Genomic DNA, 18,426 nt, shown 5'->3' with positions numbered 1-18,426 from the left:
CCAGGCGCGCCGGAGCCGGGTCCCCGAGCTGGGCGGATCAGAGCTGGTCGGGCTCCAGCCACTTCTCCGCGAGGTGGTCGGCGATCACACGCCGTGCCGTGCCCGACTTCGACCGCAGCACGATCGACTCGGTCCGGATGATCGGACCCTTGCGGCGCACGCCCTCGACCAGGCCGCCGTCGGTGACGCCGGTCGCCACGAAGAAGGTGTTGTCGCCCTTCACCAGGTCGTCCGCGTCGTAGATCTTGTCCATGTCGAGGCCCGCGGCGATCCCGGCCGCACGCTCTGCGTCGTCCTTCGGCGCGAGCCGGCCCTGCATGAAGCCGCCCAGCGCCTTGATCGCGCACGCGGTGGTGATGCCCTCCGGGCTGCCGCCGATGCCCACGCACATGTCGATGCGCGACTCGTACCGGGCCGCGTTGATGCCGCCCGCGACATCGCCGTCCAGCAGCAGCCGCGTTCCCGCACCGGCCGCACGGATCTCCTCGATCAGCTCCTCGTGCCGCGGCCGGTCCAGCACCGCCACGCGGATCTCGCCCACCGGCTTGCCCTTCGCCTTCGCCAGCTCACGGATGTTGTCGCCGATCGACTGCGACAGGTCGACGACCCCGCGTCCCTCGGCCCCCGTCACGATCTTCGACATGTAGAAGACGGACGACGCATCCAGCATCGAACCGCGGTCCGACACGGCGATCACGGACAGCGCGTTCTGCCGCCCGGCGGCGGTCAGCGACGTGCCGTCGATCGGGTCCACCGCGATGTCGACGGCCGGTCCGCGGCCGTTGCCGACGTGCTCGCCGTTGAACAGCATGGGCGCGTTGTCCTTCTCGCCCTCGCCGATCACGATGACGCCGTCGAAGTTGACCGTCCCGAGGAACTTGCGCATCGCATCCACCGCCGCACCGTCGGCCGCGTTCTTGTCGCCGCGCCCGATCCACGGGGTCGCCCGGATGGCCGCCGCTTCGGTCGCGCGCACCAGCTCCATGGCCAGGTTCCGGTCGGGATGCGTGAAGTGGGGTGCGCTGTCGGTGCTGGTCATGGTGGGTCCTCCCGGACGGATGCGGAACGTCGTCGTCAACGCCGGCGCGGGCGTCGCGGCCGGACGCTGCCAGTGTATCGAGCGGGTCCCGGCCCGTCAGGGGTCGTGCACGGATGTCCAGATCCGTCCACAGGCGACGGCTTCTCCACAGACTCGGGCCGCCTCCGCCATCCCGGATCGGGCGTCCGACCGCCTCGGTATGATGAGGGCGTTCGACATCCCCATCCCAAGGAGCTGCAATGCCCATCGCCACGCCGGACCAGTACGCAGAGATGCTCGACAAAGCGAAGGCCGGCGGGTTCGCCTACCCCGCGTTCAACGTGTCGTCCTCGCAGACCATCAACGCGGTGCTGCAGGGTCTGACCGAGGCGGGCAGCGACGGCATCATCCAGGTCACCACCGGCGGTGCGGACTACTTCGCGGGCCAGACCGTCAAGGCGCGTGCCACCGGTGCGCTGGCGTTCGCGCGGTTCGCCACCGAGGTCGCCAAGAACTACCCCATCACGGTCGCGCTGCACACCGACCACTGCCCGAAGAACGCGCTCGACGACTTCGTGCTCCCCCTCATCGCCGCCTCCGAAGAAGAGGTGAAGGCCGGCCGCAACCCGATCTTCCAGTCGCACATGTGGGACGGCTCGGCCGTGCCGCTGGACGAGAACCTGCAGATCGCGCAGGAGATGCTCAAGCGCACCAAGGCCATCAACGCCATCCTCGAGGTCGAGATCGGTGTCGTCGGCGGCGAGGAGGACGGCGTGCGTCACGAGGGGTCCAACGAGGCCCTCTACACGACCCTCGCCGACGCGGAGAAGGCGGTCGACGCCCTCGGGCTCGGCGAGAAGGGCCGCTACATGGCCGCCCTCACCTTCGGCAACGTCCACGGCGTCTACAAGCCGGGCAACGTGAAGCTGCGCCCGGAGCTGCTCAAGGAGATCCAGGACGGCCTGGCCGCCAAGTACGGCCACGGCCCGAAGCCGCTCGACCTCGTCTTCCACGGCGGCTCGGGCTCGACCGACGAGGAGATCGCCGAGGCGGTCCGCAACGGCGTCGTGAAGATGAACATCGACACCGACACGCAGTACGCGTTCACCCGGTCGATCGCGGGCTACATGTTCCAGAACTACGACGGCGTGCTCAAGATCGACGGCGAAGTGGGCAACAAGAAGGCCTACGACCCGCGGGCCTGGGGCAAGGTCGCCGAGACCGCCATGGCCGCACGCGTCGTCGAGGCGACGCAGCAGCTCGGCTCTGCCGGACACTCCGGCAAGTAGCCAGCGCGGCGGCGGAGGCGTCCACGACGTCCCGCCGCCGCACCACCACCCAGCGAGGAGGCGCCCCGCGATGGCCGAGCAGGAATCGCAGCCGGACGACCGGCCGCGCCCGCAGTACGGCGAGCTGGCGCCTCCCGGCTGGGTGTGGCATCCCCCGGCCGACGCCGACCGGCTGGACACGTCGCGCCCGCTGGAGCGGGAGGGCGACGGCGACGACGCGTACGACCGCGCGGGCGCACCGCCGTCCGGTGCGCGAGTGCCCGGACTGCAGCCACCCTACGGCCAGCGTCCGGACGGCCACCCGCAGGGAGTCCCCGGAGCGCCCGACCAGACCGCGGGACCCGGTCAGCCGGCCCCGACCTGGAACCTGACGCTCACCGTCCTGCTCGCCGTCTTCGGGTTCTTCGGGATGTCGTACTCGATCGCCACGCTGCAGGCGATCCCCGCCTCGATGCAGCTGCTGCACAGCACGAACGGCCTCGGCGATTACACGCCTGCCCCCGTCGTCAGCACGCTGGTGCTCGTCGGATCGATCCTCATGGCCGTCATCTGGGTCGTGTCCGCCGTGATCGCCGCGCTCTTGCTGGTCCGGCGGAGGCTCGCGTTCTGGGTGCCGCTCGTCGCCGGGATCGTGGCGATGGTCGTCCTGCTCATCTTCGCGGGCGCCGTGCTGGCGACGGATCCGGTGCTGCTCGGGTTCTACAGCGGCACGACCGCGCCCGGCACGCCGTCGCCGACGCAGAACCCCTGAGGCCCGCGCGCGGGATCAGCGCCCGCGACCGGGATCAGCGCCCGCGACCGCCGAGCGCCCGCGACCGGGATCAGCGCCCGCGACCGCCGAGCGCCCGCGCGTCCTGCTTGCCCGTGATGTCCTTGCGGAGCTCCTTCGGCAGCGAGAACATCAGGTCCTCCTCCGCCGTCTTGACCTCCTGCACGTCGCGGTATCCCGCACCCGCCAGGTCGTCGAGCACCTCCTGCACGAGCACCTCCGGCACCGAGGCGCCGCTGGTGACGCCGATGGATGCCGCCCCGTCCAGCCACTCCTGCTTGATCTCGCTCGCGTAGTCCACCCGGTAGGCGGCCTTCGCGCCGTACTCGAGCGCGACCTCGACGAGCCGGACCGAGTTGGAGGAGTTCGCCGAGCCGACGACGATCACGAGGTCGGCCTGCTCGGCCACCTTCTTGATGGCGACCTGGCGGTTCTGGGTGGCGTAGCAGATGTCGTCGCTGGGCGGGTCCTGCAGGTTCGGGAAGCGCTCGCGCAGGCGGCGCACCGTCTCCATCGTCTCGTCGACCGAGAGCGTGGTCTGCGACAGCCACACGACCTTGTCCGGATCCCTGACGACGATCGAGTCGACGTCGTCCGGACCGTTCACCAGGGTGACGTGGTCGGGCGCCTCGCCCGCGGTCCCCTCGACCTCTTCGTGACCGGCGTGGCCGATGAGCAGGATCTGGAAGTCGTCGCGCGAGAACCGCACGGCCTCGCGGTGCACCTTGGTCACCAGCGGGCACGTCGCGTCGATGGCGCGGAGCCCGCGCTCGGCGGCGGCGTTGACGACCGCCGGCGAGACGCCGTGTGCCGAGAACACGACGTGCGCGCCCGAGGGCACCTCGTCGACCTCGTCCACGAAGATCGCGCCCTGCTGCTCCAGCTCGGAGACGACGTGCACGTTGTGGACGATCTGCTTGCGCACGTAGACCGGCGCGCCGTACAGGTCGAGCGCCTTCTCGACGGCGACGACGGCCCGGTCGACCCCGGCGCAGTAACCGCGGGGCGCTGCCAGCAGCACCCGCTTATGTCCGACGACCGGGTTATCCTGAAGCCGTCGCCTGGCGCCGGGAATGCGCGGCATCGGGAGGCTGATGGTTGCGTCGCTCACCCCTCGATCCTACGTGAGCGCGCTGAACACGGAATGGGAGCACCCGGTGAGCCAAACCTCGACGGCGCCGACCTCCACGGTCGCCATGCAGGCCGCTCCCCCGACGGTCGACGCTCCGTGGCCCGTCGCGCTGCTCAACAGCAAGATCAAGGGATGGATCGACCGCCTCGGCACCGCCTGGGTCGAGGGCGAGATCACGCAGTGGGGCATCTCCGGCGGCAACGTCTACGGCAAGCTCAAAGACCTCAACGAGGACGCGACGATCAGCTTCACCATCTGGTCGTCGGTTAAGGCGCGCATCCCGGCCGACCTGAAGCAGGGCGACCGCGTCGTCGCGGCCATCAAGCCGAACTTCTGGGTCAAGGGCGGCACCCTGACCATGCAGGTCTACGACATGAAGCACGTCGGCCTGGGCGACCTCCTCGAGCGGCTGGAGCGCCTGCGCCAGCAGCTCGCCGCCGAGGGCCTGTTCGCGATCGAGCGCAAGAAGCGCCTCCCCTTCCTCCCGCACACCATCGGGCTGGTGACGGGCAAAGACTCCGACGCCGAGAAGGATGTGCTCCGCAACGCGCAGCTGCGCTGGCCGCAGGTGCGCTTCCGGGTGCTGCACGCGGCCGTGCAGGGCGAGCGGACCGTCACCGAGGTGGTCTCCGCGATCCGCACGCTCGACGCCGACCCCGAGGTCGAGGTCATCATCGTCGCGCGCGGCGGCGGAGACTTCCAGAACCTGCTCGGCTTCAGCGACGAACGCCTGGTGCGGGCCGCCGCGGCGGCCCTGACACCGATCGTGAGTGCGATCGGTCATGAGGCCGACCGCCCGCTGCTCGACGAGGTCGCCGACCTGCGCGCATCCACGCCGACGGATGCGGCCAAGCGTGTGGTGCCGGACGTCGCCGAAGAGCTCGCGCGGGTGCAGCAGGCACGGGCGCGGCTGGGGATGCGCGTCACGCAGCGCATCGCCCACGAGATCGACCGGATCGGGCACCTGCGCACCCGCCCGGTGCTCGCATCCCCGTCGTGGATCGTCGACTCGCGCGCCGAGGAGCTGACCCGCTTCGTGGCTCGCGGCACAGAGCTCGTGGGTCGCTGCGTCGAGCGCGAGACCACCCGCGTCGCCGAGCTGCGCGGCCAGCTCCGCGCCCTCTCGCCCCAGGGGACCCTCGACCGCGGCTACGCGATCGTGCAGACGGCCGCCGGCCACGTCGTCACCGACCCGGCGGAGGCGCCGGAGGGCACGGCGCTGCGGCTCACCGTGTCCGGCGGGTCGCTGGGCGCCACCGCCGGCACGGAGTTGCCCTCACCGGCCGGGCATGACGGGTTCTCCACAGGCGAGACCGCGCGGCCAGCGGGCGCACAGCCAGCCAAATAGAATGGATGCCATGCCCACTCCCGAGACGACGTCCCCTGCCGGGGATCCGCTCAGCGCCCTCAGCTACGAGGAGGCGCGCGACGAGCTGATCCGCGTGGTCGGCGAGCTCGAGCAGGGCACCGCCACCCTCGAGGAGTCGATCTCCCTCTGGGAGCGCGGCGAGGCGCTCGCGCGGCACTGCGAGGAGTGGCTGATCGGGGCGAAGGCGCGGCTCGACGCGGCACGCGCCGGCTCGGCAGCAGCGTCCGGCGCAGCAGCGCCCTCCGGCGCAGCAGCGCCCTCCGGCGCATCGGGGGCGTTCGACGGCGAATGAGCCCCCGCAACAAGCCGCCCGCGGTCGTCGCGGAGCTCGGCCGGCCCGAGACGCCCGAGGAGACCGCCGCCCGTAAGGCGCAGAACTCGGCGAACCACCGCAACCGTCAGACGATCAACAACCTCGTCTACTCGCTCCTCGCCACCCTGGCGATCGTCGCGGTGATCGTCCTCATCGTGCCGCGGGGCAACCCGACGGCGACGAAGCCGGCCGTCGACTACACGAGCATTGCCCAGCAGGCACAGGGCAGCGAGCCCGACCGGCTGCTCGTGCCGAAGCTGCCGTCCACGTGGTCGTCCAACAGCGCGGAGCTGCGCACGAAGACTCCGGACAAGGTCGACTCCTGGTACATCGGCCTCATCACGCCCAAGCAGCAGTACATCGGCATCACCCAGGGATTCAGTGCCAACGACAGCTGGGTCGCCGACCAGGTGAACAAGTCGATGATCAAGGGGACGCGCCAGATCGACGGCGTGACCTGGGACGTCTACGACAACCGCACATCCAGCTCAGATAACGGCAACGTCGCGTACGCGCTCGTCAACCGGTCCGGCGACAGCTCGATCATCGTCTTCGGCACCGCCGACGACGGCGAGTTCCGCACGGTGGCGGCCTCGCTCGCCGATCAGATCCGCTCACTCGGAGGAGGACAGTAGTGCCCACGACCCGCCCAGGAAAAGTCTGGACTGCGATGCTCGACGGCAACGCCCGCTTCGTCGCCGGCGAGCCGCGGCATCCCCACCAGGACGTCGCGCGACGGGAGGTCGTCGCCGGCGGCCAGGAGCCGGTCGCCGCGATCTTCGGCTGCGCCGACTCGCGGCTGGCCGCCGAGATCATCTTCGATCTCGGCCTCGGCGACGCCTTCGTGGTCCGGAACGCCGGCCAGGTCGTCTCCGACTCGGTCATCGGATCGCTGGAGTACGCGGTCGCGGTGCTGCACGTCCCGCTCATCCTGGTGCTCGGCCACGACAGCTGCGGCGCGGTCGCCGCGGCCATCGGATCGCAGGCCGCGGACGCCGATCCCCTTCCGCCGCACATCGCGCAGCTCATCCAGCCGATCGTCCCCGCCGTGCACCGCGTGGCGGGCGAGGGCGCGGTCGACCCGGCCGCGGTCGACGCGAGCGAGGTCGGCCGCGAACACCTCCGTGACACCGTGTCCGAGCTGCTCGCGCAGTCCGAGATCATCAGCTCCGCGGTCGCCGAGAACACCCTCGCGATCGTGGGCGCCAACTACCGGCTCGCGGAGGGCCGGGTCGTGCCCGACGTCGTCGTCGGTCTGCGCGACTGACCAGCTCCCGCCAACAGAAAGGAAATACACACCGTGGTGGACACCCAGGCGGACGCCGAATACCGCATCGAACACGACACGATGGGCGAGGTGCGTGTGCCGAAGCACGCCCTGTACAGCGCGCAGACGCAGCGCGCCGTCGAGAACTTCCCCATCTCGGGCTCGGTGCTCGAGCCGGCCCAGATCGCCGCACTGGCCCGCATCAAGAAGTCGGCCGCTTTGGCGAACGCGCGCCTCGGCGTGCTCGACCAGGACGTGGCCGACGCCATCGCGTCCGCCGCCGACGAGGTCGCCGCCGGTGCGCACGACGCGGAGTTCCCGATCGACGTCTACCAGACCGGATCGGGCACGTCGTCGAACATGAACATGAACGAGGTGCTCGCGACGCTCGCGTCGGAGCGTCTCGGCCGTCCGGTGCACCCGAACGACCACGTCAACGCGTCGCAGTCGTCGAACGACGTCTTCCCGACCTCGGTGCACATCGCCGTCACCGGCGCGCTGACCGATGAGCTCATCCCGGCGCTCGACCACCTCGCGGTCGCCCTGGAGGAGAAGGCGGAGCTGTGGGCGGAGGCCGTCAAGAGCGGCCGCACGCACCTGATGGACGCGACGCCGGTCACCCTCGGCCAGGAGTTCGGCGGCTACGCCGCGCAGGTGCGCTACGGCATCGAGCGCATCCGCGCCGCACTCCCCCGCGTCGCCGAGGTGCCGCTCGGCGGGACCGCGGTCGGCACGGGCATCAACACCCCGCTCGGCTTCCCGCAGCTCGTCATCGAGCTGCTGACGCAGGAGACCGAGCTGCCGATCACGGAGGCGCGCAACCACTTCGAGGCGCAGGCGAACCGCGACGCGCTCGTAGAGGCGTCCGGCGCGCTGCGCACGATCGCGGTCTCGCTGACCAAGATCTCGAACGACCTCCGCTGGATGGGCTCCGGCCCGAACACCGGACTGGGCGAGCTGCACATCCCGGACCTCCAGCCCGGCTCGTCGATCATGCCCGGCAAGGTCAACCCCGTCATCCCGGAGGCCGTGCTCATGGTCGCCGCGCGGGTCATCGGCAACGACGCGACCATCGCCTGGAGCGGCGCGTCGGGCCTGTTCGAGCTGAACGTGGCCATCCCGGTCATGGGCACCGCACTGCTGGAGTCCATCCGCCTGCTCACCCAGGCCAGCCGCGTGCTCGCCGACAAGACGATCCGTGGCCTGGAGGCCAACCTCGAGCGGGCGCGCGCGTTCGCCGAGTCGAGCCCGTCCATCGTCACGCCGCTCAACCGCGTGATCGGCTACGAGGCAGCCGCGAAGGTCGCCAAGCACGCCGTCGCCAAGGGCATCACGGTGCGCGAGGCCGTCATCGACCTCGGCTTCGTCGACCGCGGCGAGGTCACCCTCGAGCAGCTCGACGCGGCCCTCGACGTCCTCTCCATGACCCACCCCGGCTGACCCCTCCTCTCGGGGCTCCGCCCCACCGGGGTCGCCCCCCGGTCGAGTACACGAAAACTGCACGCGGAACCCGTTCTCCGCGTGCAGTTTTCGTGTACTCGGGGGCGCTGCCCCACCATCAGTTCCTCAGTTTGTCCGGGCAGCGGCTGCGTGTCGGCGGATTAAGTGAGGAAGCGATGACGGGGGCGGGGGTCGGGCGCAGGCGCTTTAGAGTCGAGGGATGCTGTCGTATTCGGATGCGCTGCCGGGGCGGCCGCGGCGGGTGCTGGTCGCGGGAGTGGCGGGCAGCGGCAAGACCACGCTCGCGGGGCGGATCGCCCGGCTGACGGGCGGTCCGCACACCGAGATCGACGGTCTCTTCCACGGCCCGGACTGGCAGCCCCGCCCGGACTTCGTGGCGGATGTGGAGGCGTTCACGGCCGAGGAGGCCTGGACGACCGAGTGGCAGTACTCGAGCGCGCGCGAACTTCTGGCCCAGCGCGCCGACCTCCTCGTCTGGCTCGACCTCCCCTTCCTCCGCGTGACGCTGCCTCGGGTGGTGCGCCGCACCGTCGTCCGCCGCATCCGCCGGATCGAGCTGTGGAACGGCAACCGAGAGCCGGGGCTGGCCACGTTCTTCACCGACCGCGAGCACATCGTGCGCTGGTCGATCTCGACCCGCAACACGTATGCGGAGCGCGTTCCGGCCGCTGAGCGCGCGCATCCTCACCTCGTGGTCGTCCGCCTCCGCTCCCCGCGCGACGTCGAACGCTGGCTCTCCGGCCCCCTCGCCGCCGCCACCCGCTAGCCGCCCCGCCAGCCCCGCGCCCCCGCCGCCGAGTACACGAAAACTGCACGCGGAAACCGTTCTCCGCGTGCAGTTTTCGTGTACTCGACGGGGGTTGCCCGGGGGCGGCGCGCCGGGTCAGGCGAGTTCGTTGGCCTCCAGCATTTCGGTGACGAGGGCCGCGATCGCGGAGCGCTCGGAGCGGGTGAGGGTGACGTGGGCGAAGAGCGGGTGGCCCTTCAGTGTCTCGATCACGCTGGCGACGCCGTCGTGGCGGCCGACCCGCAGGTTGTCGCGCTGCGCGACGTCGTGCGTCAGCACGACGCGCGAGTTCTGGCCGATCCGGCTGAGCACCGTGAGCAGCACGTTGCGCTCCAGCGATTGCGCCTCGTCCACGATCACGAAGGCGTCGTGCAGCGAGCGGCCGCGGATGTGCGTGAGCGGCAGCACCTCCAGGATGCCGCGGTCCTGCACCTCGTCCAGGACGTTCTGCGACACCAGGGCGCCGAGCGTGTCGAACACCGCCTGACCCCACGGGTTCATCTTCTCCCCCGCGTCGCCGGGGAGGTAGCCGAGCTCCTGGCCGCCGACCGCGTACAGCGGGCGGAACACCATGATCTTCTTGTGCTGCCGCCGCTCCAGCACCGCCTCGAGGCCGGCGCAGAGCGCGAGCGCCGACTTGCCCGTGCCGGCGCGGCCGCCGAGCGAGAGGATGCCGACCTCCGGGTCGAGGAGCAGGTCGATGGCGAGCCGCTGCTCCGCCGAGCGGCCGTGCAGCCCGAACACGTCGCGGTCGCCGCGCACCAGCTTCACCTCGCCGTCGGCGACGACCCGGCCGAGCGCCGACCCGCGGTCCGAGTGGATGACGAGCCCGGTGTTGATCGGGAGGCCCTTCGCCTGGTCGCTCCGCATCCACTCCTCTTCGTAGAGGGACGCCATCTGGTCGCTGCCGAGCGAGATGTCGGCGAGGCCGGTCCAGCCGGAGTCGACGACCTGCTCGTGCCGGTACTCCTCGGCCGCCAGGCCGATGGAGGCCGCCTTGACGCGCAGCGGCAGGTCTTTGGAGACGACGGTCACGTCGAGCCCGTCGTTCGACAGGTTGAGCGCCACGGCGAGGATGCGGGAGTCGTTGTCGCCGAGCTGCATGCCGCTCGGGAGGACGGACATGTTCGAGTGGTTGAGCTCCACCCGCAGGGAGCCGCCGTCGCCGACGGGGATCGGGAAGTCGAGCCGTTCGTGCTCGACCCGCAGGTCGTCGAGGTTGCGCAGCGCCTGCCGCGCGAAGTACCCGAGCTCGGGATCGTTGCGCTTGCCTTCCAGCTCGCTCACGACGACGACCGGGATGACGACAGCGTGCTCCGCGAAACGGAAGATGGCCTTCGGATCGGAGAGGAGGACGGACGTGTCGAGCACGTACGTGCGCTCTGCGGTCTTCGCCTCCCCCGCCGTCGAACCGTTCGACCGGGTTGCTGCCTGTCGGGTTGCTGATTCCGCCACGACCACTCCCACCCCGCCGCTCCCTCGGGAGCTGGCGGATCTCACTGGCGAGACGGCCGCTGGGTTCCGAGACGAACTTTTGTGGCCGTCTCGATCGGGCGCGGTGCCCGATGGGTCGAACCTACGCCCGGCCGCCGACATCGATCGGCGGACCTGCCGCGTGTCGTGTTACGGCCGGGTGAACAATCGCCCCCAATTCTGGGAGGTTGCCCGCGGGCCTCAGGCGACGGACGCGTACGAGGTGAAGGCGGCGCGCAGCATGTCGAACGTCTCCTCTGTGGTGCCCGCGTGGACGCTGACCCGCACGTTGGACGCGCGCACCGACGCGGTGACACCGTGGTTGAAGAGGGATGCGCCGAGCGCGGTCAGCTGCTCGGGCTGCGGCTCCAGCACGACGATGCCCGCGCGCTCGTTGGGGCTGCGCGACGACGACACCGGGACGGCGAACTCGTCGGCCAGCTCGAGGATGCGCTCCACCCCGTCGGACACGGCGGACGCGATCGCCGCGACGCCGACCTCCGCGACCTCTTCGAGGGCGGCGGCGAAGCGCGCCTCCGCGACGAGGTCCGGGTTCGAGACCGAGAAGGCCCGGGCGCCGCGCACCGGTTCGAGCACCTCGTCCCACGGCTGGTCGACGCCGGAGCCCGTCCAGCCGCTGAACACCGGGGTCAGGTGGTCGACGGCGCGCTCGCTCAGGGCGAGGAACCCGGTGCCCCAGCCGGCGCGCATCCACTTCTGGCCGCCCGACACGACGACGTCGGCGACCTCCCACGGCGCGTCGACGACGCCGAAGCCCTGGATCGCGTCGACGATCAGCAGACGGTCGCCGATGACCTGACGGATGCCGTCGATGTCGGCCAGGTAACCGGTTCGCGAGTCCACGAGGCTGACCATGACCGCCGAGGTGGAGTCGGTGAGCTGCTCCCGGATGCGCGCGGGCGTCACGCGGTCGTGGTCGGTCTCGAGCCACACCGGCGTCACGACGCGCAGCGCCTGCGCGGCGCGCTCGGCCGCGTAGGTCACGGACGGGAACTCGGCCGGTGAGACGAGCACGTCGCCGCCGGTCAGCCCGAACGCGGCGTGCAGGAGCCCGCTCGACGCGTTGGGCTGGAACACGATCTGCTCGGAGGGGAACCGGGTCACGGCCGCGACGGCATCGCGCACGCGGTCGTCCTCCGCGCGCATCCGCTCGATCGTGCCGAAGCGGGCGCGCGAGAGGATCTCGTACTGGCCGAGGGCCTCGGCGCGCGCGGCCTCCGAGAGCGGTCCGACCCGCCCGTAGTCCAGGTAGCCGGGCTCCTCGCCGAACCCGCGGGCGAACTCCTCGATCGTCGTCACCCTTCGATTCTGCCGGATGGGCGCATCGCCCGGCGCCGCATCAGCCGCCGAAGCCGCGCCGAAGCCGCGCAGAAGCCCGCGCCGGATCAGCCGCCGAAGCGGCGGTTGCGGCGCGAGTAGTCGCGCACCGCGCGCAGGAAGTCGACTTCGCGCAGGTCCGGCCCGAGCGCCTCGACGAAGTAGAACTCGCTGTGCGCGCTCTGCCAGAGCATGAAGTCGCTGAGCCGCTGCTCCCCCGACGTGCGGATGACGAGGTCCGGGTCGGGCTGACCTCCGGTGTACAGGTGCTCGCCGATGAGGTCCGGCGTCAGCAGGTCCGCCAGGGTCTCCAGGCTCCCGCCCTCGGCGTGGTGCGCCGCGACGATGCTGCGCATCGCGTCGGTGATCTCCTTGCGTCCGCCGTAGCCCACCGCCAGATTGATGTGCATCCCCGGGTTGTCGGCCGTGCGCTTCTCGGCGTCGGCGAGCGCCTCCACCAGGCGGGCCGGCAGGCCGGTCGTCGTCCCGACGTGCTTGACCCGCCAGTCGCGGTAGTGCGAGACGTCCTCGGCCAGCTGCGCGATGATCTCGATCAGGTCGCCGAGTTCGCCGCTCTCGCGGTTGGTCAGGTTGTCGGACGACAGCAGGTAGAGGGTGACGACCTCGATCCCGAGCTCGTCGCACCACTCCAGGAACTCGCGCATCTTCGCCGCGCCGGCTCGGTGCCCGTGCGCGACCGTCGTCAGCCCGGCCTGCCGCGCCCACCGCCGGTTGCCGTCGATGATCATCGCGACGTGCTTCGGCAGCGCGTCGCGGTTCAGGTCGCGGCGGAGGCGCTTCTGGTAGAGACCGTAGAGCAGGCCGCTGGCCCCGGGTGCTGCTCGTCTGCTCACGCTGCTACGTTAGCGCGGTCACCGGGATGCGGCTGCCGCGCGGACCGTGCTTTCAGCATCCCGGCACCCGCCTCCTCTACGCTTGCTCCATGTCGCCCCGCAACAGCCCGAACCCCTCCCGTCCGGATGGTGTCCGCGATGGCGAGGACGTCGCCGAGCTCCTCGCCGAGCCCGCGAGCACGCTCGACGCCTCCGACGCCGCCGTGAAGGCCGACGACCAGGAGGCGCGCGACGGCGGACCGGAACTGCCCAACATCCCGCTACTGGACGCGTCGCCCGCGAATCCCGGCGACATCAAGCCGACCTGGCGCGGATGGATCCACGCGGGCACCTTCCCGGTCGCGATCGCGGCCGGGATCGTCCTGATCTGCCTGGCGCAGGGCGCCCCCGCCAAGTGGGCGTCCGCAGTGTTCATGCTCACGTCGATGCTCCTGTTCGGCAACTCGGCGCTCTACCACCGCTTCAACTGGCGTCCGCGCACCAAGGTCATCCTGAAGCGCATCGACCACGCGAACATCTTCCTGCTGATCGCGGGCACCTACACGCCGCTCGCGGTGCTGGCGCTGCCGCCGAGCAAGGGCATCCTGCTGCTCTCGCTGGTCTGGGCCGGTGCACTGATCGGGATCGGGTTCCGGGTGTTCTGGATCCACGCCCCGCGCTGGCTCTACGTGCCCATCTACATCGCGCTCGGCTGGGCGGCGATCATGTACATCGTCGACCTGCTGAACGCGAACGTCGCCATGATGGTCCTCGTGATCGTGGGCGGCATCCTGTACACGATCGGCGCCGTCATCTACGGGATGAAGCGGCCCAACCCGTTCCCGGGGCGTTTCGGCTTCCACGAGATCTTCCACACGCTGACCGTGCTCGCGTTCCTCTGCCACTGGACGGCCGTCCTCCTGATCGCGATGCACCCCGCCTACAACGGAGGCTGACCGCGCCACAGAACGCAGAACGCCCCGGACGTCGGTCCGGGGCGTTCTCTACGTAGGGCGGGTCGGGCTCACTGACCGGTGTAGGTCTCGACCTTCGTCACCTCGACGGCGATCTGACGGCCGTTGGGAGCGGTGTACTCCGTCTTGTCGCCGACCTTCAGGCCGAGGATGGCCGCGCCGAGCGGGCTCTGCTCGCTGTAGACGGGGAGGTCGGTGCCCGCGGCGATCTCGCGGTTGCCGATGAGGAAGACGCTCTCGTCGCCCGCGATCGTCGCGGTGATGACGGTGCCCGGCTCGACCACGCCGTGGCTCTCCGGGGCGGCGCCGACGGTGGCGCTGCGCAGCAGGTTGGTGAGCTGCACGATGCGGGCCTCGATCTTGCCCTGCTCGTCCTTCGCCGCGTGGTAGCCGCCGTTCTCCTTGAGGTCGCCCTCTTCGCGGGCCGCCTCGATGCGCTTCGCGATCTCGTTACGGCCGTTGACGCTGAGCTCCTCGAGTTCGGCCGAGAGACGGTCGTACGCGTCCTGGGTCAGAAACGTGACCTGAGACTCCTGAGACATGATGAACTCCTTCGCGCCGGTGCGGCGGGGAGCCGCTCGGCAGATGGGGCCGGTTGGGAACCGGTGCTAAAGTCGACGCCCCGGCAAAGCCGGGGCGTATCCGCACAATACTAGGTCAGCCAGCAGCTGTTGATCAAACCCGTGTTGGGCTTCATGATCGTGCGGATGGACTCGGTGTGCGCGGTCACGCGCTGGTCCGATCCGGAGTACTGGACGATGCGCCAGCCGACGATCGCGAAGTCCTCGTTGAGCGCCTGGATCGCGCAGGTCACCGGCGTCCCGACGGGGGCGTTGATGGTGAACGAGATGTCGACATGGTGGTCGTCGGGAATGGTGTACGCGGTGTCGGTGGCCTCGAGGTTCGCCTGGTCGTTGTCCCAGCCGGCCCAGAACACCCAGGCGGTGACGACGGCGACGAGTGCCACGAGACCGCCCACGAGCAGCCAGCGGTCGCGCCGCTTGCGCTGCGGGGTACGGCCGTAGCGGGTGTCGAGGGTCGGGGTCGCCGTCATGCGTGCACCGCCATGCCGTCCAGCTCCGCCTCCCGCTCAGGGGCCCGCCGTCGGGCGACGGTAGGCTGGAACCAGACTAGGAGAGAAAGCTGTGAATGCTGCCGCCCGCCGGCCGATGGCCGTGCACGCGCACCCGGACGACGAGTCCAGCATGGGAGTGGAGACCGAGATGCCCGAGACCGACCTCTTCGCCGGGGTGATGGCCGAGTGATCGCGGACGCCCTGCTGCGCGCCTCCGTCCGCCTGGCGGCGACGCCCGCCCCCACGCCGACGGGATCGCCCTCCGACGACTCGGTGACGCCGGGTGTGCTCGGCTTCGTCGTGACGTTCCTGCTCGCGGTGGCCGTCGTCCTCCTCGTGATCGACATGACCCGCCGCATCCGCCGGGTGCGTTACCGGGCGGAGATCGCGGAGAAGCTGGATGCGGAGCAGGCCGAACGCGACGCGGACGACCCCCGCGGCAACGGCGCGTGAGGGCGCGGACCGCTCTCGCGATCGGCGGCGGAGCGCTCGTGGTGCTGGGCGCCGCCATGACGACGGCCGTAGTGGCCGCCCCGCACCCCGCGGACCCGACGCACATGGCGTCCGTCGCGTCCGCAGGTGCGGCGCCCCGGACGACCGCGCCCGCGGCGACGCCCCGGCCGACGGCGTCACTGTCCTCCGCCGACGAGAAGCTCCTGGGCTACGTTCGGACGCTGCCGGGGGTGAACGATGTGACGGCCGACAGCGTCGGCGAGTTCACCGACCTGACCTGCGCCACCCTCCGCTCCCCCAAGATGTCGACGGCGTTCTACAGCCAGGTGCTGACCGTCGAGCAGAAGGGCTACTCGCTCACCGCCGACCAGGCGAACGGCCTGCTCGCGGCGACCGCTCAGGCGGCGTGCCCGGATGCGCGACGCGTCGTGGAGAGCCGCGGCGCCGACGCGGCGACGGCGCCGGTCGGCTGACCGCGGCCGGGCGCAGCGCAGGCGGGAGCGGCCCGCCGCCCGCGGCGCGGCCGGGCGCGGCTCCGGCGTCAGCAGGTCGTGCCGCGCGCGACCCCGTCGCCGACCACGTTCGGGCCGCCCAGCACGGCCGTCGAGCGCACGCCGAGGCTGAAGAGCTGGTCGGCCTCCGGCTTGGTGAGGCAGCCGCCCCGCGCGAGCAGGAGCGGCAGGTGCGCGTGACCGCCCCAGGCGGCGCCGGTGAGGGCATCCGGGAAGTCCAGCCCGGAGGCGATGAGCGCGGTCGGAGCGTCAGGGAAGGCGAAGGCCGTGACCGCGGCGTTGGTCGCGAACCGGTCGAAGCCGGCGAGCCGGGTGACCTGCGCGACCGCAGACAGGGCGTGGTCGAGTGACGACGGGACGACGTTCGCGCCGCCGACCACGGCGATGCGCTTCGGTGCAAGGGCCGCCAGGGTTCCACCGACCGTGACACCGGTCGTGTCGCTCCCCGGCGTCAGCAGGACCGGCCCGCCCTGGCTGCCGGCGGCGCCGGTGGCCGAGAGCGCGTCGGGGAAGCTCGTGCCGCTCGCCACGTACGCGATGTCCGCCGAGCCCGGCGCGAAGGCGTAGTGGGCGACGATGCTGCTGGTGTCGTACCGGTCTCCCCCGGCCAGCCGCACCACGTTCGGCACGATCGCGGCGAGGGAGTCGGTCACCGCCGGGGTGACGGCGTTGACGCCCCCGACCACGACGACTCGCGCCGGGCGCAGCCGGACGATCTCGTCGGCCACGGTCTTCGGCAGCATCCAGGGCGCCGTCAGCAGCAGCGGTCCGCCCTCGTGGGCCGCGGCGGCGCCCGCGGAGAGTGCGTCGGGGTAGTTCGTGCCCGACGCGACGTACACGACGGGAGCGCTGATCGGGTAGCCGGCCTGCGAGATGGCGACCGACGTCGCATAGCGGTCGAATCCGCTCACGCGCTGGTCGGGCAGGTGCTGGTGCCGGACGTCGAAGCTCTGCACGCCCATGAACAGCGAGCTCTGGTCGGTGCGGGAGATCACGGGGGTCTCCAGCCAGCCGTAACTGGCGGCGAACGCTCCGGCCGAGCCGTCCGCCGGGTACGCGGCATCCAGCTCGTCGGCCGGCACGGTGAGGGTGGTGCTCGCTCCGGGGTCGGTGCGGCAGGTGGCGACGGCCTGCAGCCGCAGGGTGAAGTCGCTCTGCCGGAGCGCGTCGTCGACGGCCGCGTGGTCGGTGTGGGTGTAGACGAAGCATCCCTTGGCGTCCAGGTTGCTGTAGGCGCCCACGACACCGGCGTCGGGCAGCGAGCCGTCGATGCCGAGCGCCGCCTTCTGCGCGAGCACCGTGCGCATCGCCCAGTCCACCTTGGCCGGGGTCAGGTCGCCGTCGCCGAGGTCGAAGTCCACGAGGGCACCGCGTCCCTGCCGGTCCGTCCAGACCCGGGCTGTGGAGTCGGTGAAGTCGGCGGCGTGGACACCGTTCGGCCGGTCCGGTTGACGGGCCTCGCGCTTCAGATCCACGCCCTCGGTCGGGAAGGCCGCCGTGGTCACGGAGGGACCGAAGTCCCCGGGCAGGCTGGTGTCCGACCGCGACATCGTCGTGAAGTAGTTCAGCCACGAGTTCAGGCGCGCCTCTTCGCAGGAGGCGGTCCGCATCCCCTGCGGTGTGGGAGCGACCGGGGTGATGCCGTCGAGGACGCTGAGCGCGTAGCCGACCGGGCTGCAGTGGTAGGTGGACTCGCCGCGGGTCATCAGGACGAACACCTTGTAGAGGTCCGGCCGGTTCGCGTAGAACGACGCGGCCTCGAACTCGTCGTCGGGATGCGGGATGGCGATGTAGAGGATGCGCGTCGGCGACGCGGTCGGCGCCGGTGCGGGGGCTGCCGGGTCGGTCGGCGCGGGGGTCGACGTGCTGGGCGCATCGGTCGGATCGGGCGACGGGGTGTTCTCCGGTGCCGTCGGGTCCGAGGGTGCGCCGGTGCTGCCGCCGGACGGGTCGGTCGGGTCAGGGGTGGCGGATGTGGCCGGATCGCCGGGATCGGATGAATCGGATGGATCGACCGGTGCGCCCGTCGCCGACGGATCGCTCGTCGCGCCGGTGGGGTCGCCGGCGTCGCTGGTGGACGCCACCACACGTGGGCCGGCGGATGCGGGGACCTCGGCGGGCAGGGCGGAGAAGCCGGTGGTGGTCAGGGCGATGAGAGCGAGCGCGGCGAAGGCGCGCACGCTGGAGGCACGGTGGGGCAAGCGGATCCTCGGGCAGGTCGAGACGGATGCTGGTCCGTCTCCTTCGGGTTTTCGTCGCCGGGGATCGCCGGCTTCGCCAGCCTAGAAGCGCGAAGGGATAACGGACGACCGCTCAGTACCCCCAGATCTGGGGAACCGCTGGCCCCACTTCGGGCGGTTCGC

The 18,426-nt window shown here is 71.1% G+C and carries 19 protein-coding genes; 11 read left to right on the top strand and 8 right to left on the bottom strand.

What is annotated here, in order from left to right:
• Positions 1-37: 37 nt before the first annotated feature.
• Entirely contained in the window at positions 38-1,039 is a 1,002-nt protein-coding gene (gene glpX / locus ACTJI1_RS04685) for a class II fructose-bisphosphatase (RefSeq protein WP_440741727.1), read from the bottom strand.
• A gap of 239 nt (positions 1,040-1,278) precedes the next feature.
• Between glpX and fbaA the strand changes: the two genes are divergently transcribed.
• Together fbaA and ACTJI1_RS04675 are read left to right on the top strand one after the other, a co-directional pair.
• The gene (fbaA, locus tag ACTJI1_RS04680; RefSeq protein ID WP_310130194.1) at positions 1,279-2,307 is read left to right on the top strand and encodes a class II fructose-bisphosphate aldolase; all 1,029 of its coding nucleotides are present in this window, start codon (positions 1,279-1,281) and stop codon (positions 2,305-2,307) included.
• A gap of 70 nt (positions 2,308-2,377) precedes the next feature.
• Positions 2,378-3,058 (top strand): DUF6264 family protein, encoded by a 681-nt coding sequence (locus tag ACTJI1_RS04675; RefSeq protein WP_440741726.1) that lies wholly within the window; start codon positions 2,378-2,380, stop codon positions 3,056-3,058.
• 70 nt (positions 3,059-3,128) lie between these two features.
• On the opposite strand, the gene ACTJI1_RS04670 is transcribed toward ACTJI1_RS04675, so the two are convergent.
• Positions 3,129-4,160, bottom strand: a complete 1,032-nt coding sequence (locus ACTJI1_RS04670) for a 4-hydroxy-3-methylbut-2-enyl diphosphate reductase (RefSeq protein WP_310134957.1) — start codon at positions 4,158-4,160, stop codon at positions 3,129-3,131.
• A gap of 112 nt (positions 4,161-4,272) precedes the next feature.
• On the opposite strand from ACTJI1_RS04670, the gene xseA reads away from it, so the two are divergent.
• The 6 genes from xseA (at position 4,273) to ACTJI1_RS04640 (ending at position 9,384) form a co-directional block, all read left to right on the top strand.
• Entirely contained in the window at positions 4,273-5,556 is a 1,284-nt protein-coding gene (gene xseA, locus ACTJI1_RS04665) for an exodeoxyribonuclease VII large subunit (RefSeq protein WP_440742176.1), read from the top strand.
• A 10-nt stretch (positions 5,557-5,566) separates the two neighbouring features.
• Entirely contained in the window at positions 5,567-5,869 is a 303-nt protein-coding gene (locus ACTJI1_RS04660; RefSeq protein ID WP_440741725.1) for an exodeoxyribonuclease VII small subunit, read from the top strand.
• Positions 5,866-6,525 (top strand): DUF4245 domain-containing protein, encoded by a 660-nt coding sequence (locus tag ACTJI1_RS04655; RefSeq protein ID WP_440741724.1) that lies wholly within the window; start codon positions 5,866-5,868, stop codon positions 6,523-6,525. The genes ACTJI1_RS04660 and ACTJI1_RS04655 overlap by 4 nt, the downstream gene beginning before the upstream one ends.
• A 35-nt stretch (positions 6,526-6,560) precedes the next feature.
• Positions 6,561-7,157 carry a carbonic anhydrase gene (locus ACTJI1_RS04650; RefSeq protein ID WP_440742175.1) on the top strand — a complete coding sequence of 199 codons (597 nt, stop codon included), beginning with the start codon at positions 6,561-6,563 and terminating at the stop codon, positions 7,155-7,157.
• Positions 7,158-7,190: 33 nt separating this feature from the next.
• Complete coding sequence (locus tag ACTJI1_RS04645; protein WP_440741723.1) at positions 7,191-8,597, top strand: class II fumarate hydratase; 1,407 nt, start codon at positions 7,191-7,193, stop codon at positions 8,595-8,597.
• Positions 8,598-8,817: 220 nt separating this feature from the next.
• On the top strand, positions 8,818-9,384 hold the full coding sequence (locus ACTJI1_RS04640) for an AAA family ATPase (protein WP_440741722.1): 567 nt from the start codon (positions 8,818-8,820) through the stop codon (positions 9,382-9,384).
• A 117-nt stretch (positions 9,385-9,501) separates the two neighbouring features.
• Here the strand turns inward: ACTJI1_RS04640 and ACTJI1_RS04635 are convergent, their stop codons facing one another.
• From ACTJI1_RS04635 to ACTJI1_RS04625, 3 genes are all read right to left on the bottom strand, one after another.
• Positions 9,502-10,866, bottom strand: a complete 1,365-nt coding sequence (locus ACTJI1_RS04635; RefSeq protein WP_396427110.1) for a PhoH family protein — start codon at positions 10,864-10,866, stop codon at positions 9,502-9,504.
• A gap of 213 nt (positions 10,867-11,079) precedes the next feature.
• A complete protein-coding gene (locus ACTJI1_RS04630; RefSeq protein WP_440741721.1) occupies positions 11,080-12,198 on the bottom strand; it encodes an aminotransferase class V-fold PLP-dependent enzyme in 1,119 nt (372 codons plus the stop codon).
• Between the two features lie 86 nt (positions 12,199-12,284).
• A complete protein-coding gene (locus ACTJI1_RS04625) occupies positions 12,285-13,070 on the bottom strand; it encodes an isoprenyl transferase (protein WP_310130207.1) in 786 nt (261 codons plus the stop codon).
• A gap of 89 nt (positions 13,071-13,159) precedes the next feature.
• On the opposite strand from ACTJI1_RS04625, the gene trhA reads away from it, so the two are divergent.
• The gene (gene trhA / locus ACTJI1_RS04620; RefSeq protein ID WP_440741720.1) at positions 13,160-14,005 is read left to right on the top strand and encodes a PAQR family membrane homeostasis protein TrhA; all 846 of its coding nucleotides are present in this window, start codon (positions 13,160-13,162) and stop codon (positions 14,003-14,005) included.
• A 68-nt stretch (positions 14,006-14,073) separates the two neighbouring features.
• On the opposite strand, the gene greA is transcribed toward trhA, so the two are convergent.
• Both greA and ACTJI1_RS04610 read right to left on the bottom strand, forming a co-directional pair.
• Positions 14,074-14,565 (bottom strand): transcription elongation factor GreA, encoded by a 492-nt coding sequence (gene greA, locus ACTJI1_RS04615; protein ID WP_018191562.1) that lies wholly within the window; start codon positions 14,563-14,565, stop codon positions 14,074-14,076.
• Between the two features lie 110 nt (positions 14,566-14,675).
• The gene (locus ACTJI1_RS04610) at positions 14,676-15,077 is read right to left on the bottom strand and encodes a DUF4307 domain-containing protein (RefSeq protein ID WP_310130211.1); all 402 of its coding nucleotides are present in this window, start codon (positions 15,075-15,077) and stop codon (positions 14,676-14,678) included.
• Between the two features lie 207 nt (positions 15,078-15,284).
• On the opposite strand from ACTJI1_RS04610, the gene ACTJI1_RS04605 reads away from it, so the two are divergent.
• Both ACTJI1_RS04605 and ACTJI1_RS04600 read left to right on the top strand, forming a co-directional pair.
• Positions 15,285-15,551, top strand: coding sequence for a hypothetical protein (locus ACTJI1_RS04605; RefSeq protein WP_310130213.1), 267 nt, complete (start codon positions 15,285-15,287; stop codon positions 15,549-15,551).
• Positions 15,548-16,024, top strand: a complete 477-nt coding sequence (locus ACTJI1_RS04600; protein ID WP_440741719.1) for a hypothetical protein — start codon at positions 15,548-15,550, stop codon at positions 16,022-16,024. The genes ACTJI1_RS04605 and ACTJI1_RS04600 overlap by 4 nt, the downstream gene beginning before the upstream one ends.
• 68 nt (positions 16,025-16,092) lie before the next feature.
• On the opposite strand, the gene ACTJI1_RS04595 is transcribed toward ACTJI1_RS04600, so the two are convergent.
• On the bottom strand, positions 16,093-18,264 hold the full coding sequence (locus ACTJI1_RS04595) for a cell wall-binding repeat-containing protein (protein WP_440741718.1): 2,172 nt from the start codon (positions 18,262-18,264) through the stop codon (positions 16,093-16,095).
• Between the last annotated feature and the right edge of the window lie 162 nt (positions 18,265-18,426).

It is taken from the genome of Leifsonia sp. 22587 (assembly GCF_052044215.1).
GTDB lineage: Bacteria > Actinomycetota > Actinomycetes > Actinomycetales > Microbacteriaceae > Leifsonia > Leifsonia shinshuensis_C.
The sequence above is the reverse complement of the archived record's forward strand: the minus strand, read 5'-3'. Positions and strand labels throughout refer to the sequence as shown.

Bases quoted from the DNA above. Each gene is read 5' to 3' on its own strand.
- fbaA (WP_310130194.1), top strand. From the start codon at position 1,279: ATGCCCATCGCCACGCCGGACCAGTACGCAGAGATGCTCGACAAAGCG.
- ACTJI1_RS04655 (WP_440741724.1), top strand. From the start codon at position 5,866: ATGAGCCCCCGCAACAAGCCGCCCGCGGTCGTCGCGGAGCTCGGCCGG.
- xseA (WP_440742176.1), top strand. From the start codon at position 4,273: ATGCAGGCCGCTCCCCCGACGGTCGACGCTCCGTGGCCCGTCGCGCTG.
- ACTJI1_RS04650 (WP_440742175.1), top strand. From the start codon at position 6,561: ATGCTCGACGGCAACGCCCGCTTCGTCGCCGGCGAGCCGCGGCATCCC.
- ACTJI1_RS04670 (WP_310134957.1), bottom strand. From the start codon at position 4,160: ATGCCGCGCATTCCCGGCGCCAGGCGACGGCTTCAGGATAACCCGGTC.
- glpX (WP_440741727.1), bottom strand. From the start codon at position 1,039: ATGACCAGCACCGACAGCGCACCCCACTTCACGCATCCCGACCGGAAC.
- ACTJI1_RS04640 (WP_440741722.1), top strand. From the start codon at position 8,818: ATGCTGTCGTATTCGGATGCGCTGCCGGGGCGGCCGCGGCGGGTGCTG.
- greA (WP_018191562.1), bottom strand. From the start codon at position 14,565: ATGTCTCAGGAGTCTCAGGTCACGTTTCTGACCCAGGACGCGTACGAC.
- trhA (WP_440741720.1), top strand. From the start codon at position 13,160: ATGTCGCCCCGCAACAGCCCGAACCCCTCCCGTCCGGATGGTGTCCGC.
- ACTJI1_RS04610 (WP_310130211.1), bottom strand. From the start codon at position 15,077: ATGACGGCGACCCCGACCCTCGACACCCGCTACGGCCGTACCCCGCAG.
- ACTJI1_RS04675 (WP_440741726.1), top strand. From the start codon at position 2,378: ATGGCCGAGCAGGAATCGCAGCCGGACGACCGGCCGCGCCCGCAGTAC.
- ACTJI1_RS04660 (WP_440741725.1), top strand. From the start codon at position 5,567: ATGCCCACTCCCGAGACGACGTCCCCTGCCGGGGATCCGCTCAGCGCC.